Origin of the sequence: Streptomyces apricus (genome assembly GCF_008369065.1) — a bacterium.
GTDB classification, from domain to species: Bacteria; Actinomycetota; Actinomycetes; order Streptomycetales; family Streptomycetaceae; genus Streptomyces; species Streptomyces apricus.
Genome location: NZ_VDFC01000287.1, coordinates 1 through 623 on the forward strand (window position 1 = coordinate 1; position 623 = coordinate 623).

The window sequence follows — 623 nt, forward strand, 5'->3', positions numbered from 1 at the left end:
CATGCGAAAGGTCCGGCGTAGAGGGTAAGACCCCCGTAGTCGAAACATCAACGGCTCGTTTGAGAGACACCCAAGTAGCACGGGGCCCGAGAAATCCCGTGTGAATCTGGCGGGACCACCCGCTAAGCCTAAATATTCCCTGGTGACCGATAGCGGATAGTACCGTGAGGGAATGGTGAAAAGTACCGCGGGAGCGGAGTGAAATAGTACCTGAAACCGTGTGCCTACAAGCCGTGGGAGCGTCGCGCATTGAGTTTACTCAATGCGTCGTGACTGCGTGCCTTTTGAAGAATGAGCCTGCGAGTTTGCGGTGTGTTGCGAGGTTAACCCGTGTGGGGAAGCCGTAGCGAAAGCGAGTCCGAAYAGGGCGATTTAGTAGCGCGCTCAAGACCCGAAGCGGAGTGATCTAGCCATGGGCAGGTTGAAGCGGCTGTAAGAGGTCGTGGAGGACCGAACCCACCAGGGTTGAAAACCTGGGGGATGACCTGTGGTTAGGGGTGAAAGGCCAATCAAACTCCGTGATAGCTGGTTCTCCCCGAAATGCATTTAGGTGCAGCGTCGTGTGTTTCTTGCCGGAGGTAGAGCACTGGATAGGCGATGGGCCCTACCGGGTTACTGACCTT

At 56.1% G+C, this 623-nt stretch carries 1 rRNA gene; it reads left to right on the forward strand.

The annotated features are described in order from the left end of the window. Positions 1 to 623 (forward strand): 23S ribosomal RNA (locus FGF04_RS39720); the annotation flags it as partial.